The sequence below is a fragment of the Corynebacterium sp. HMSC08F01 genome, from assembly GCF_001807545.1.
Classification (GTDB): domain Bacteria; phylum Actinomycetota; class Actinomycetes; order Mycobacteriales; family Mycobacteriaceae; genus Corynebacterium; species Corynebacterium coyleae.
Genome location: NZ_KV789314.1, coordinates 246,501 through 261,067, shown reverse-complemented (window position 1 = coordinate 261,067; position 14,567 = coordinate 246,501). Strand labels below are relative to the sequence as shown.

Annotated in this window: 13 protein-coding genes and 1 riboswitch; of the genes, 9 read left to right on the top strand and 4 right to left on the bottom strand. The window is 60.4% G+C overall.

Translation table 11 applies throughout. The annotated features are described in order from the left end of the window. The first annotated feature begins 39 nt into the window (after window positions 1-39). Window positions 40-1,146, top strand: coding sequence for a branched-chain amino acid aminotransferase (locus HMPREF3171_RS07740; RefSeq protein WP_070484024.1), 1,107 nt, complete (start codon window positions 40-42; stop codon window positions 1,144-1,146). On the opposite strand, the gene HMPREF3171_RS07735 is transcribed toward HMPREF3171_RS07740, so the two are convergent. Both HMPREF3171_RS07735 and HMPREF3171_RS07730 read right to left on the bottom strand, forming a co-directional pair. Then, entirely contained in the window at window positions 1,143-2,129 is a 987-nt protein-coding gene (locus HMPREF3171_RS07735) for a nicotinate-nucleotide--dimethylbenzimidazole phosphoribosyltransferase (protein WP_070484022.1), read from the bottom strand. The genes HMPREF3171_RS07740 and HMPREF3171_RS07735 overlap by 4 nt on opposite strands. Before the next feature lie 3 nt (window positions 2,130-2,132). Next, window positions 2,133-2,849: a DUF3043 domain-containing protein gene (locus tag HMPREF3171_RS07730; protein ID WP_070484020.1), complete on the bottom strand. Its 717-nt coding sequence runs from the start codon at window positions 2,847-2,849 to the stop codon at window positions 2,133-2,135. 137 nt (window positions 2,850-2,986) lie between these two features. Here HMPREF3171_RS07730 and HMPREF3171_RS07725 point away from each other — a divergent pair, with 137 nt between their 5' ends. Further along, entirely contained in the window at window positions 2,987-3,331 is a 345-nt protein-coding gene (locus HMPREF3171_RS07725; protein WP_070450850.1) for a HesB/IscA family protein, read from the top strand. A 76-nt stretch (window positions 3,332-3,407) separates the two neighbouring features. Here the strand turns inward: HMPREF3171_RS07725 and HMPREF3171_RS07720 are convergent, their stop codons facing one another. Continuing rightward, window positions 3,408-4,400, bottom strand: coding sequence for a S41 family peptidase (locus tag HMPREF3171_RS07720; RefSeq protein WP_070484018.1), 993 nt, complete (start codon window positions 4,398-4,400; stop codon window positions 3,408-3,410). Window positions 4,401-4,474: 74 nt separating this feature from the next. Continuing rightward, window positions 4,475-6,397: an asparagine synthase (glutamine-hydrolyzing) gene (gene asnB, locus HMPREF3171_RS07715; protein ID WP_070484016.1), complete on the bottom strand. Its 1,923-nt coding sequence runs from the start codon at window positions 6,395-6,397 to the stop codon at window positions 4,475-4,477. A 405-nt stretch (window positions 6,398-6,802) separates the two neighbouring features. Here asnB and ctaC point away from each other — a divergent pair, with 405 nt between their 5' ends. The 7 genes from ctaC to HMPREF3171_RS07675 all read left to right on the top strand — a co-directional run bounded on the left by ctaC (window position 6,803) and on the right by HMPREF3171_RS07675 (window position 14,430). Further along, window positions 6,803-7,897: an aa3-type cytochrome oxidase subunit II gene (gene ctaC, locus HMPREF3171_RS07710; RefSeq protein WP_070422165.1), complete on the top strand. Its 1,095-nt coding sequence runs from the start codon at window positions 6,803-6,805 to the stop codon at window positions 7,895-7,897. A gap of 18 nt (window positions 7,898-7,915) precedes the next feature. Next, a complete protein-coding gene (gene ctaF, locus HMPREF3171_RS07705; protein ID WP_070422166.1) occupies window positions 7,916-8,347 on the top strand; it encodes an aa3-type cytochrome oxidase subunit IV in 432 nt (143 codons plus the stop codon). A gap of 417 nt (window positions 8,348-8,764) precedes the next feature. Beyond that, window positions 8,765-9,385: an aa3-type cytochrome oxidase subunit III gene (gene ctaE, locus HMPREF3171_RS07695; RefSeq protein ID WP_180950032.1), complete on the top strand. Its 621-nt coding sequence runs from the start codon at window positions 8,765-8,767 to the stop codon at window positions 9,383-9,385. Window positions 9,386-9,447: 62 nt separating this feature from the next. Next, a complete protein-coding gene (gene qcrC, locus HMPREF3171_RS07690) occupies window positions 9,448-10,296 on the top strand; it encodes a cytochrome bc1 complex diheme cytochrome c subunit (RefSeq protein ID WP_070422169.1) in 849 nt (282 codons plus the stop codon). After that, on the top strand, window positions 10,293-11,513 hold the full coding sequence (gene qcrA, locus HMPREF3171_RS07685) for a cytochrome bc1 complex Rieske iron-sulfur subunit (protein ID WP_070422170.1): 1,221 nt from the start codon (window positions 10,293-10,295) through the stop codon (window positions 11,511-11,513). Before qcrC ends, qcrA begins: the two co-directional genes overlap by 4 nt. Next, the gene (qcrB, locus tag HMPREF3171_RS07680; protein ID WP_070422171.1) at window positions 11,513-13,135 is read left to right on the top strand and encodes a cytochrome bc1 complex cytochrome b subunit; all 1,623 of its coding nucleotides are present in this window, start codon (window positions 11,513-11,515) and stop codon (window positions 13,133-13,135) included. The genes qcrA and qcrB overlap by 1 nt, the downstream gene beginning before the upstream one ends. A gap of 391 nt (window positions 13,136-13,526) precedes the next feature. Next, window positions 13,527-13,669: riboswitch (cyclic di-AMP (ydaO/yuaA leader) on the top strand. 14 nt (window positions 13,670-13,683) lie between these two features. Further along, window positions 13,684-14,430, top strand: a complete 747-nt coding sequence (locus tag HMPREF3171_RS07675; RefSeq protein WP_070422172.1) for a C40 family peptidase — start codon at window positions 13,684-13,686, stop codon at window positions 14,428-14,430. Window positions 14,431-14,567 lie beyond the last annotated feature (137 nt).

Genomic DNA, 14,567 nt, shown 5'->3' with positions numbered 1-14,567 from the left:
CCTCCCGAGGGTACATAGCCACGGAGTAACGTGGGCCACATGTCTAACCTCGAATTCGCAGTTACCCCGTCAGACCACCCCGCAACCGATGCTGAGCGTGAAAAGATCCTCGCTAACCCGGCGTTCGGCCAGGAGTTCACCGACCACATGGTTTCCATCGACTGGACCGAAGACAAAGGCTGGCACAACGCCCAGGTGCGCGCGTACGAACCGATCGCGCTCGACCCGGCCGCCAACGTCTTCCACTACGGCCAGGCGATCTTCGAGGGCCTGAAGGCGTACCGCCACACCGATGGGCGCATCACCGCGTTCCGTCCGGAGCAAAACGCTGAGCGTATGCGCAGCTCCGCGCGTCGTATGGCAATGCCGGAACTGCCGGATGAGGACTTCTTGGAGGCCGTGCGCCAGTTGGTCACCATCGACCAGAAGTGGGTACCTGAAGCTGGCGGCGAGGCGTCGCTGTACCTGCGTCCATTCATGATCGGCACGGAGAAGACCCTGGGTGTGAAGCCGTCCTCGTCGTACTCCTTCTACATCATCGCCTCCCCGGCAGGCGCCTACTTCAAGGGTGGCGTCAAGCCGGTCAGCGTGTGGATCTCCGAAGACTACGTCCGTGCAGCACCGGGTGGCACCGGCGATGCGAAGTTCGCCGGCAACTACGCGGCGTCCCTGCTTGCGCAGCAGCAGGCTGCGGACAAGGGCTGCGACCAGGTTGTGTGGCTCGACGCGATCGAGCGCAAGTACATCGAGGAAATGGGCGGCATGAACCTCATGGTCGTCGAAGGCTCCGGCAAGGACGCGAAGATCATCACCCCGTCCCTGTCCGGTTCGCTCCTGCCGGGCATTACGCGTAAGTCGCTGCTGCAGGTCGCAGAAGACTTGGGTTACACCAGCGAGGAGCGCAAGATCACCGTCGAGCAGTGGCGTGCTGGTGCCGAGGACGGCACCATCTCCGAGACCATGGCGTGCGGCACCGCAGCTGTGATCACCCCGGTTGGCCGCGTGCTCAGCAACGAGGGCGAGTTCACGGTGAATAACAACGAGGCCGGCGAGATCACCCTGGCAATGCGCGAGCGTCTGCGCGGCATCCAGACCGGCGAGGTCGAGGACACGCACGGCTGGAACCTCACCCTCGTCGAGGGCTAGTCGCTTATCGACGATCCCCCGGCGAGCACCTCGCCAACCATCTCCGCCGCCAGATTTAATTGCGGCAACGCGGCCAGGGCCCCAGCGCCCTGGCCCGTTTTCATATCCAGGTGTTGCAGCGGTCGAAGCCCGAGCGCTTCGAAACAGCCAGCCTGCGCCGGCTCGTTCGCCTCCTGTGCTGCCATGAGCCAGTCTTTGGTGTCGGGTGCGAGGCGTTCGGCGACGTATGCGGCGACGGCGGGGTAGACGCCGTCGATAAGCAACGGCGTGCGGCGCGCGGCGGCCTGGGCGATGAAGCCGACCAGGCAGGCGAAATCCGGTCCGGTGAGTTCCGCGCAGACACGTTCGGTGTCGTCGCGGAACCCGCGCACGCGGAACATCGCGTCGCGAATAGCGGCGACCTTGATCTTCCAGACCTCATCGTTGATGCCGGAGCCACGCCCGATCGCCTTTGCGGGCTCAGTGCGCGTAAACGTGCCGTACACCGCCGCGGCGACGGTGGTGTTGCCAACGCCGATGTCTCCGGGGATCAGCAGGTCAGCACCGCCGTCGATTTCACTATCGGCGATCTCTGCACCCGCAGCCAACGCCGCATCCCACACGTCTTGCGACACGGCGGGTTCCACGTCGATGGCGCCGGTGGGGGTGTCCAGGTAGTCGTCGATAAGCCTGATGCTCGCTCCCGCAACCCGCGCCGTCGTGGAGGCAGGGCCGACACCGGCGCGCAGCTGCTCAACCTGAGCGGCGCCGGCATCCGATGTCCACGCCGACAAACCTCGCGTAGCAATGCCGTGATTGCCAGCGACGATCACGGCACGCGGGCGCAGAAACGGCGTGGGCACGTCACGGCCTTGTACGGAGGCAACCCACGCACCGATCGCCCCCAGCCTTCCAAGGGCAACGCCACTCGTGCCACCTGCCAACGCATCCGCCACCGCACGGGCATGCGCGCGTTTCGGCGGCTCAACCGGGGGAAACTGCATGGGCTATACCTTCGCGCCCAACGCCACCCGTGGCTTGGGGGAGCGCCAGTTACGCGGCTGAGTAGCGCGGGAGAACGCGTACATACCCAGGCTGAAACCAGTGTTCGCCTCCGGGAACTTTGCACGTACCGCGCGGTTGGCGCGGATGCCGATGATGATGCCCTCGATGAAGATGGTGACGATAAACAGCAAGCTCACCAGCTCCAGTGCTGCAGCGACGCGAGGCAGCCACGTGCCAATCAACAGCACGACTAGCAGCACCAGCGCCATCGGCATGACGTAGTTGTTGAAGAAGCGTTGCGAGTCCACCCAGTCACGAATGAAGCGACGCTCCTCGCCCTTGTCGCGCTCCATGAGGTAGCGCTCGTCGCCCGAGTCGATCTTCGCCTGCATCTCGCGGTTACGGGCCCGGTTCTGCTCGCGCACCTCCTTCTTGTGCGCCTTCCACTCCTCTTTGGTCATGGACTTCTTCAGCTCTTTTTCACGCTGACGAATCTGCGCCGGGGTGGCCGCATTCGGGTCGCGCACAACACCGCGCTTGATCTCCTGATCAAGTCGCTTCGGCGTCGGCTTGCCCTTCGGCGGGGTGTAGCCCTTCGGAAGCTTCTGCTCTGCGGCCTCTGGGGTGTCTGCCGCGGGCGCGTTGTCGGTCTGGGGCAGTTCGGCCTTGGTCGAACCAGCCTCAGCGGTCTGCTCGGATTTTTGCCAGGGTAGTTTCACGCCACCTAGGCTACAAGGCCACCGCGACATTCCTGTAACCAGTGGGAATAGATTGCGGGGGAGAACCGTTACACCGGCTATGAAGGGGCGCGCGTAGCATGGGCGCCACTCGAACGCGTAGCACGAAGGAGTACCCAATGACTGCACCTACTTCCGCAACTGGCGTGAACCTCACCGAGGCAGCGGCGGCGAAGGCGAAGGCCCTGCTTGATCAGGAGGGCCGCAACGACCTGTCCCTGCGCATCGCCGTTCAGCCTGGTGGCTGCGCTGGTCTGCGCTACCAGCTCTACTTCGACGACCGCGACCTGGACGGCGACAAGGCCGATGAGGTTGGCGGCGTGCGTCTTGTCGTGGACAAGATGAGCGTGCCGTACCTCACGGGTGCGACGATCGATTTCGCGGACACCATCGAGCAGCAGGGCTTCACCATCGATAACCCGAACGCAGGTTCCGCTTGCGCTTGTGGCGATAGCTTCAACTAAGCCGCTGCTTATCGACGCCAACACCCCGCGCCCACCTCATTATTGAGGGGAGCGCGGGGTGTTTCGTCTGTGTGGACTATTTGCAGCCGTGCTCGGTGGCAAGCCACTGCTTCGCTTGCTCTAACGGCGTATCGGTTTCGACGTCCGGCTGCACCGGATCTTCGGCGAACTCCTCGCCAGTGCGTGCCTTGTCCTTCGCGATGGTGAGCATCAGCAGGCTGCCATCCGGGAAGTCGTACACCATATTAGCCGAGGCGTAGCCCGCGGTAGGGGACCCGAAGCTTTGGGAGTGCTCAAGCCCCCGGAACGACAGCATCGTGGCCTCGCCCGACGAAGCAGTGTCGCCATCGACTAAGACCGCCCCCGGCGCCTCCCACTTCCCTCCAGATGTAGTCACCGGGGTGCCCCCGCCGCTCACCGAGTTTCCCTCAACCGTGACCTGGCTGGTGTTCGTCCGCGATACGAATTCGAGCACCGTGCCATCCGGCAACAGCGAGGAGAGACCGGCGATCATAGGACCCATGTCGCCCCCGTCGTTGCCACGCAGATCAACGACCGCCCCGCATGCCCCGGCATCACGCGCGGAAGCAAGACCCGTTGCGAGCGTGTCTGCGTACCCCTGCACATCCGAGTGACGGTCGACGCCAGGCACCGTTGCCACCGCAACGCGGTCCTCGCCGCTGACTGTGGCTTCCGACTTCTCTTCCATAGTCCAGCCGAGGTTAGGGTTATCAGGTTCAATCAGCCGGGAGTGCTTCCCGCCAGCAGCTTTGACGGCGTCCTCCAGGGCGGGGTAGACGTCGAAAAGCGTATCTGCTTGCTTGGCGGCCTCCTTTGCGCGGGCCTTCGCGTCCTCGAACTCCTTCGAGTCGGAGTAAATGCCCTGCTCTGCCAGGTTAAGCACCGTTGAAGCGTAACGCTTCGGGGTATCAGTGCCCATGAACTTGGCGGTGCCGGTGAACATCGCCGTCACAGTCGGCCCGTACACATAAGCGACGGCGCCGGCGGCGATCAACAGGACGCCGAACACCGCGGCGATGGTGGTGAGTACTTTCTTTGCAGTTGACATACACCACATTCAACCGGCGAACGGGCAGCCCGACAATACAGACGGCTGCCCAACTGGGGTAGTGCTGGCACTACCTACAGCTCGACCGGGTAATCCTTGTGCTCGATCTGGGGGTCGATGCGGTTTTCCACGAAAATGCCGTGCCAAACCATGAACGCCAGCACCGTCCAGAGACGACGCGAGTGGTCGGACACACCATCGTGGTGCTCCTTGAGCATCTCCAGGACTTGGTCCTTGGCGAAAATGTCGTCGGTCTGCGACTCGCGGATCGTGTCTTGCGCCCAGCCGAAGAGTTCGTCGCCCGCCAGCCAGTGGCGCATCGGCACCGGGAAGCCCAACTTCTTGCGGTGCAGCACGTGCGGCGGGACGATCTGCTCCATCGCCTTGCGCAGCGCGTACTTCGTGGTGCCGTTGGCAATCTTCTGGTCGTACGGGATCGTCTGCGCGACCTCGAAGACTTCCTTGTCCAGGAATGGAACGCGCAGCTCCAGCGAGTTCGCCATGTTCATCTTGTCTGCCTTGACCAGAATGTCACCACGCATCCAGGTGAACAGGTCAAGGTTCTGCATACGTGCCACCGGATCCATCTCGGTCGACGTTGCATAAATCGGTGCGGTGACCTCGCGGTGGTCCCACTCGCGCTTCGCCCACGGTAGGACGCGCTGGAGCTGCTCAAAGTTAAACGAGCGCGCATTGCCGTAGTAACGGTCTTCCATCGGGGTAGTGCCGCGCTCAAGCAGGCTCTTGCCCTTCATGCCCTCAGGCAACACGCGGCTGAGGCGGTTGAGGCCCTTGTTCAGTGCGCTCGGCAGTTTCTCAAACGGTGCCAGCGACAGCGGTTCCTTATAGATGGTGTACCCACCGAACAGCTCATCCGCGCCCTCACCGGACAGCACAACCTTGACGTGCTTTCGGGCTTCCTGTGCCACGAAGAACAGTGGCACCAGGGAAGGGTCAGCCACCGGATCGTCGAGGTACCACATGATCTTCGGAATCGCGTCGGCGTACTCCTCCGGGGAGACAATCTTCACGATGTGCTCCACACCAATCGCCGCAGCAGACTCTGCAGCGACGTCCACCTCGGAATAGCCCTCCCGCTCAAAACCAGTGGTGAAGGTCAACAGGTTCGGATTGTGACGCTTCGCCAGCGCCGCGATCGCCGTGGAGTCGATTCCGCCAGACAAGAAGGAACCAACCGTCACGTCAGCGCGCATATGCTTTTCGACGGAATCCTCCAACGCCCGGGCAATCCTGTCGTACAGGTCCTGCTCCTTGCCCTTTGGCACAGGCTGGGAATTGAAGTGTGGCTTGAAGTAGCGGTCCGAGTGGACCTCGCCACCAGGCTTGATAGTCACGGTGCAGCCCGACTCCACGCGACGGATCTCGCGGTGCAGGCTCTCCGGCTCCGGGACGTATTGCAGATCCACGTAGTGCTCGATTGCACGGCGATCAAGGTCGAGGCCTAGACCCATCTCGTCTGCCATCTCCAGGATGGACTTCTTTTCGGAGGCGAAAACGGTGCCCTTGTCGGTCGTCGCATAGAACAGTGGCTTGATGCCAAACTGGTCGCGCGCTGCAAACATCGTCTTGGTCTCGGTGTCCCAGATGACAAAGGCGAACATGCCGCGCAGATGCTCAACGACGTTGGCGCCCCAGTGGTGGTAGCCCACCACGATCGGCTCACCGTCACCTGCGGTGTTGAAGGTGTATCCGGCCTTGGTGAGTTCCTCGCGCAGCTCCACATAGTTGTAGATCTCGCCGTTAAACGTCAGGGCGTAACGTTCGGGGTTTTCTGCCGGCCCCCAGCGCAGTGGCTGGTGGGAGTGCTCGATGTCGATGATCGCCAGGCGGTTAAAGCCGAAAACAGCGTCATCGTCGTTCCATGTTCCCGCAGCGTCAGGGCCGCGGTGATACATGCAGGAAAGCGAGCGACCGACCGCGTCGGTAAACACTGGGGCATCGCCGCGGGCAGTCAACAGTGCAACAAGACCGCACATCGTTGTGAAACCTCTCCTATATATAAGGTGCGCCGCCTCGAACCGTGCGGCACCGTCATGACGCATTCCACAATAGGGTTTTCAACGGCGAACTCGTGAACCGAACGCGTCGCGGAGTGTCCACCTTTTGCGGTGCCCCATAAGGGGGCCAACTAATGGTTGAGGGGTCAAAGCGAAGATTTCGACTGATCTTCGCAACGCCTTGCTTATGAACTTAATGCCCAGCACTGCGGGTTAATTTGCGGGGGAGAGGTGGTTTTGTTCGGAGGGGCGATCGTCGAAAAGCGTGAGGCTCGACAAGATTCCGTAGCGACGATCTGTTTGAACTATTCTGGCTCCGTAGGAATGTTCTGCCATCGGCATGTGCATTCGATGGTTCTAGTGTGGACAGGAAGGCAAACACACGTGGAAAAGGAAGTTAAGCGCGGATTCGCCAAGAAGGCTGCCGTCGCCGGTTCGCTGCTCCTCGGAAGCTTTGCGCTGACGGGCTGTGATGTAGCTCCGCCGGAGTCAGTCGCGCGCATCCTCGACATGGGCTGGCCGGACCCGGTCACCCCTGAAGGTACCCAGATGTACAACTTCTGGGTTTGGGTCTGGGTAGCAGCCTGGACAATCGGCATCATTATGTGGGGTCTGTTCCTCTGGTCCATCGTTCGGTGGAACCACAAGGCCCGCGAAAAGCAGGGTGCCGGCGAGTTCCCGAAGCAGCTGCAGTACAACGTGCCGCTCGAGCTCGGTCTGACGATCCTCCCGATCGTCATCGTTATGGTCCTGTTCTTCTTCACGGTTCAGGCACAGACCCGCACGACCGCCCTGGATAAGGATCCGAAGGTTACCGTTGACGTCACCGGCTACCAGTGGAACTGGAAGTTCGGCTACGCAGAGGTCGCAGGCGATCTGACTGCAGACGGTCGCGACTACGACGGTCTTGACGCTGAGCGCCAGGCTCTGGCAGAGGCAACGAAGTACGACGACGAGGACATGCACAACGCGAACCCGATCCACGGCACCTCGATGGGCGACCTGTCCTACCTCAACTTCAACGAGATCGAGACCGTTGGCTCCACCGAGGAAGTTCCGGTCCTGGTTCTGCCGACCGACACCCCGATCGCGTTCCGTCTCGCATCTGGCGACGTGAACCACGCATTCTGGGTTCCGGAGTTCCTCTTCAAGCGCGACGTCTACGCGCACCCGGAGTCGAACCAGCAGCAGCGTGAGTTCCAGATTGAGCGCATCGACAAGGAAGGTGCATTCGTCGGCCGCTGTGCTGAGATGTGCGGTACCTACCACGCAATGATGAACTTCGAGATCCGTGCAGTCACGCCCGAGAAGTTCCAGCAGTACATCGAATTCCGTCGCCAGAACCCGGAGGCACCGAACTCCGAGGCACTGCGCTCCATCGGTGAAGCACCGTACGCAACCAGCACCCGTCCGTTTGTGTCCGAGCGCGAGGGTTCTCGTGACGGCGTCAACACTGTCGATCCGAACGCGACCGTTTAAGAAAGAGAGAACGTAGCCATGGGAACCGGTTCAAAAGTTTTCTACGCCATTGGCACATTTCTTGCCCTGATGGCAGTGTTCTACATCCTCGCAACGGCGTGGATCGGCGAAGATGCATACCTCTTCGGTGTTGAGTGGATCGGCGCAGTGGGCCTCGTGCTTGCTACCGCACTCTGCTTCATGCTCGGCGGTTACCTCCACATTGCGGAGTCCCGCTCTGACGTCCTCCCGGAAGACTGGGAAGAGGCAGAGATTGAAGACGGCGCTGGCGTGCTGGGCTTCTTCTCGCCGGGCTCGATCTGGCCGTTTACGATGTCTGCATCGATTCTGTTCCTCGGTCTCGGCATTGCCTTCTGGCAGTTCTGGCTGATCGCCTTTGGTGCGGTCATGCTGATCTGGGCTACCGCCCAGCTGAACCTGCAGTACGGCATTCCGCGCGAGAAGCACTAACGCAGAAAGAGTGGGTCGCGGCCTTCCTGGCCCACGATAATGCCCCTTCCGAGTTATCGGAAGGGGCACTTTTGTTGTTAAAGAGATATCAATCAATCGAAAGTTTAGGCACGAAGCGGGGGTGTGCCACAATGTGATGTCGGGCACACTTGGGAACTTTCTGGAACCCCAGCGCGACTCCTATTTGCTCGAGTAATTGGAGGAACTATCTTGTGGGGGAGCCGGCGACTTTGGGTGGCGGGGCAATGACCTGCGTTGATGTGCGTCGGATAGACGCTATAAAAAGTTCCCGAAATTCTAAAAATTATTTTTGCAACCAAAATGTTTTTAAATGCTGCTGGTTGGGCCCTGTCTCACAGGGAAATCGTGGGGGTGAATGAGATGAATATCAGGAAGAAATAGGGGATAATCGCATGCGTGACGACCGCAACTACTAACCCAAATATGGCGACTCCGCAGAATCGTCTTCCGGCGCTGAACCGGCCGAACATGGTCAGCGTTGGCACGATCGCGTTCCTCGCCCAAGAGCTCATGTTCTTTGCCGGCTTGTTCGCGATGTACTTCACATCGCGTGCAAACGGCCTCGCCGCAGGTGACTGGAGCAACCAGACGGACCACCTCAACGTCCTTTTCGGCGGAATCATTACCGTCGTGCTGATTGGTTCCTCTTTCACCTCTCAGTTCGGCGTGTTCGCTGCAGAACGAGGTGACGTATACGGCTTGCGCAAGTGGTTCACCGTAACCGTTGTGCTTGGCGTCATCTTCCTCGGTCTGGTGGCATTCGAATGGACCGAGATGGTCATGCACGGCGTGACCCCGCAGTCCAGCGTTTATGGATCGGTGTTCTACATCATCACCGGTTTCCACATGGCGCACGTGACTGCAGGCATCATCGCGTTCATCGTTGTGCTGATGCGAGTAGCCAAGTCGAAGTTCACCCCGGCACAGGCAACTGCTGCCATGGTGGTTTCGTACTACTGGCACTTCGTCGACGCCATTTGGATCGGCGTGTTCATCACCCTGTACCTCGTCCAGTAGCCGTGCCCTGGGTATAACCCGGGCTGCAGACGTGTTCTGAAAACTCGTTAATAAGGAACAAAATGGAAAACTCACCCAACAAGAAGCGTCGCGCACGCAAGGCGCAGCGCACCTTCGCAGGTGCTGCTGCGTTGACGCTGGGCTTGTCCGGCGCGGGTCTTCTCGCATCGGCGTTGGCCCCTAATGCACAGGTGGCCACCGCCCAGCGTGACGACCAGGCCCTTATCCAGGAGGGTAAGGAAATCTACGACGTCGCTTGCATCACCTGCCACGGTGCGAACCTGCAGGGCGTTGCCGACCGTGGTCCGTCTCTGATCGGTACCGGCGAAGGCGCCGTGTACTTCCAGGTCAACTCTGGCCGTATGCCGATGATGTCGAACGACGCGCAGGCTGAGCGTAAGAAGCCGCGCTACACGGAGAACCAGGCTCTCGCCTTGGCTGCATATGTCGCAGCCAACGGTGGTGGCCCGGAGCTCGTGTACAACCCGGACGGCACCCTGGCTAAGGAAGAGCTGCGCGGCAAGAACTACGACGGCAAGGTTCAGGAAGCAGACGTCGCACGTGGCGGCGAACTCTTCCGTTTGAACTGCGCCTCCTGTCACAACTTCACCGGTCGTGGTGGCGCATTGTCTTCTGGTAAGTACGCCCCGGTGCTCGACCCTGCGAACGAGCAGGAGATCTACCAGGCGATGCTCACTGGTCCGCAGAACATGCCGAAGTTCTCTGACCGTCAGCTCAGCGCTGATGAGAAGAAGGACATCATTGCCTTCATTAAGTCGACCAAGGAGACCCCGTCCCCGGGTGGCTGGTCCCTCGGTGGCCTCGGCCCGGTTTCTGAAGGTATTGCGATGTGGATGATCGGCATCTCGCTGGTCGCCGCTGGTGCTATGTGGATTGGATCCCGCTCATGAGTGATGTGAAGAAGAATTACACGAAGGAAGAGCTTGACCGCATGAGCAATGCGGAGCTCGCTGCTCTCGGCACGGAGCTTGACGACGTAACGGTTGCTTACCGTAAGGAGCGCTTCCCGGTCGAGGGTGACCCTCGCGAGAAGTCCTCTGAGCGTGGCATCAAGATTTGGTTGGCCATCTCGGTTCTCGCCGCGATTGCTTTCCTCGGTGTTTACCTGTTCTGGCCGTGGGAGCCGAAGTTCCACGGCGACGAAGGACTCTGGATCTACACCTTCTACACGCCACTGCTTGGCCTGACCGCAGGTCTGGCCTTCCTCGGCCTGGGTGTTGCAATCATCCAGTACGTGAAGAAGTTTGTCCCTGAAGAGATCGCTGTACAGCGTCGCCATGACGGCCCGTCCAGCGAACTGGATCGTCGCACTACGACCGCACTGCTGAACGATGCTTGGGAGACCTCGACGCTTGGTCGTCGCAAGGCGCTCAAGGGTCTGCTCGGCACCGCTGGTGTCCTCGCCGGTCTGATGGTCATCGCTCCGCTTGGCGGCATGATCAAGAACCCGTGGAAGGTCCGCCACGAGCTGAACTACTTCGGCGACGGCACCCTGTGGACCCACGGCTGGACCGTCCAGGATCAAGGCGTGAAGGTTTACCTCGGCCGCGACACCGGTGCGATTGCAGAACTTCACAAGGGTGAGGTCGGCTCGCACTACACCACCGCCGGCGTGTCTCGCCTGGTGCGTATGCGTCCGGAGGACCTTGCCGCCGCTGCGATGGAGACCGTGTTCCCGCTCTACCCAGAGGACGTCAATGACGGCAAGGAATACGACCCGAAGCGCGATGTGTATGAGAACCACATGCACTCCATCCACGGTCCGCGCAACGCTGTCATGCTGATCCGTCTGCGTTCTGAGGACGCGAAGCGCGTCATCGAACGTGAGGGTCAGGAAGACTTCCACTACGGCGATTACTACGCCTACTCCAAGATTTGCACGCACATTGGTTGCCCGACCTCGCTGTACGAGGCTCAGACCAACCGCATCCTGTGCCCGTGCCACCAGTCGCAGTTCGATGCGTTGCAGCACGGTAAGCCGATCTTCGGTCCCGCCGCTCGTGCACTGCCGCAGCTTCCTGTGACGGTTGACGAAGACGGTTACCTCATCGCCAACGGGAACTTCATTGAGCCCGTCGGCCCGGCATTCTGGGAGCGTCAGTCCTAATGAGTACGAAACTTCAGCAAGCCGCAAACAATGCGGATTCCCGCTTTACCGTTGCGGGCGTCCTGCGCCCGCAGCTCAACAAGGTCTTCCCGACGCACTGGTCCTTCATGCTCGGCGAGATGGCGCTCTACAGCTTCATCATCCTGCTGCTGACCGGTATCTACCTGGCCTTGTTCTTCGACCCGTCGATCACCAAGGTGATCTACGACGGTGCATACCTGCCGCTCAACGGCGTCGAAATGTCCCGTGCATACGCAACCGCGCTTGACATTTCCTTTGACGTCCGCGGTGGCCTGTTTGTTCGTCAGATGCACCACTGGGCTGCACTGATGTTCATGATGGCCATGTTCGCCCACATGATGCGTGTCTTCTTCACCGGTGCGTTCCGTCGCCCGCGTGAGGCAAACTGGCTCATCGGTGTAACCCTTGTCCTCCTCGGCATGATTGAGGGCTTCATGGGCTACTCCCTGCCGGACGATCTGCTCTCCGGTGTTGGTCTGCGCATTATGTCCGCGATCATCCTGGGCCTGCCGATCATCGGCACCTGGATGCACTGGGCTATCTTCGGCGGCGACTTCCCGTCCGATCTGATGCTGGACCGCTTCTACATCCTGCACGTGCTGATCCTGCCGGGCATCATCCTGGCGCTGATCGCAGCTCACCTGCTGCTCGTGTGGTTCCAGAAGCACACCCAGTTCCCGGGACCGGGTCGCACCGAGAACAACGTTGTTGGTGTCCGCATCATGCCGGTGTTTGCAACGCACGCAATCGGCTACATGATGATCGTGTTCGCAGTGCTGGCTGCAATGGCTGGTCTGACCACCATCAACGGTATTTGGAACATCGGCCCGTACAACCCGTCGCAGGTGTCTGCTGGTTCGCAGCCTGACGTCTACATGCTGTGGACTGATGGTGCCGCCCGTGTCATGCCGGCTTGGGAGCTCTACATCGGTAGCTACACCATCCCGGGTGCATTCTGGGTCGCACTGCTCTGTGGTCTGATGGTTGCGCTGCTCATCGCCTACCCCTTTATCGAGAAGAAGGTCACCGGCGACGACGCACACCACAACTTGCTGCAGCGTCCGCGTGACGTTCCGGTACGTACCGGCATCGGCGTGATGGGTCTGACCTTCTTCCTGCTGATGACCATCTCCGGTGGTAACGACCACGTTGCTCACTTCTTCCAGATCTCGCTGAACGCGATGACCTGGGTGGGACGTATCGGCATCATTGTTCTGCCGCCGCTGGCATTCTTCATCACCTACCGTCTGTGCATCGGCCTGCAGCGCTCCGACCGCGCTGTGCTGGAGCACGGTATCGAGACCGGCATCATCAAGCGTTTGCCGAACGGTGCCTTCATCGAGATCCACCAGCCGCTTGGCCCAGTGGACGAGAATGGTCACCCGGTTCCGCTCGAGTACGCAGGTGCTCGTGTGCCGAAGCAGATGAACCAGCTTGGCTTCGCTGACTCTGAGACCATCGGTAAGTTCTCGCCCGCCGAGATCGGCGTGTCTGAGCGTGTACGCGATGCAGAGAAGCAGAAGCACGAGGAGGCTGTCGAGACGCTGCGTGCTCTCGAGGCCAACAAGGATCGCGACGACCGCGACGTATCGCCTCGCTAGCATGTAAGTAGTTGCGTGAATCGCCCCGCACCACACTGTGGTGCGGGGCGATTTTCTTTGTAACAATGAGGTTAACAAGCAAGTGTGAGAAAGATCACACAATCCGTTTTAATTGGGTTGTCTTTAACTTTGCGGAGATCAACTTGCTTCTTGGTTTGGCGGATAAATGCGCAGCGTATGGCTGTGTTTTGAGGTTGTTGGACCGTTCTTAGTTTTCATTTAGAAACGCAGACTTCGACGCTGTTTCGCATCAAATCTTTTGATAACGGAACTGTAACGGCGTGTTGGCTGGACACTCTTGTTGCCGTTTCGTAACCTGTTCGAGACATTGCGACAACAGCCGTTGGAAGCATGGATCGAAAACAACATATGAGCCGTAACTCTGAAGTGGAGATCGGAAAAGCCGATCGAAGCCGAAGGGGGCCGGGGAACCAGAGTGGAGCACCTGCTCCCGTGGGGCGTAGGTCGTTCGGACCGAGGGTCATTTCTCAACACCCCGCCCGACAGCTAACCCGGTTGGCGAAGAGAAGATATGGAGAAAATCTAAAGTGGCAAAGCACCGTCGCCAGACCAACACCGCAGCCCGCGCAGCAGCGGCCACCACCGCTCTCGCAGCAGGCGCTGCGCTCATCGCGCCGGCCGCCGCCTCCGCAGCAGAGGTCCGCGTCCCCAACTCGCCGATCGCAGTACAGGTCCCGGGTATTGAGACCATTCCAGGCGTAGCGGCAATCCCGGGCATTGACGCCTGGATCCCGTCGCTGAAGGGCGCAGCCGCTACGGGCGACGCTCAGGCTGCTATCGCTCGCGTGAAGGCTCTGCCTGGTGTGAACAACGTTCCGGGCTTCAGCGCCTTCATCGCGAACGTCGAGAAGCAGGTTCTGCCGGCACAGGCCGCAACCAACTACTCGGCACCGGCCGCTGCGCCGCAGCCGGCTCCGGCCCCGCAGCCGTCCTTCGCTGAGCGCGTCGTGTCCATCGCGCAGTCCAAGGTTGGTTCCCCGTACGTTTACGGTGCAGCTGGCCCGAACGCATTCGACTGCTCCGGTTTCACCTCCTGGGTTTACGCTCAGGCTGGCAAGTCCATCCCGCGTACCTCCCAGGCTCAGGCTGCTGCTGGCCAGCAGGTTGCGCTGAGCAACATCCAGCCGGGTGACATCGTTGTTTACTACGGTGGTGCATCCCACGTTGGTATCTACGTTGGCAACGGCCAGATCATCGATGCGCTGAACTCCGGTATCCCGGTGGGCTACCGCGATCTGCACCTCATGCCGATCCACTCTGTGGTTCGCTTCTAACGGCACGTTTTCAAGCCCCGACTCTCTGTTTGGAGTTGGGGCTTTCGTGCGTTTTGGGGACCTTGACACCTCGTGCGTCACACCAGTGCTCTTGATTCACAATATGCTGTGTGGCCATGTTTTTTGCTTGGACGGTG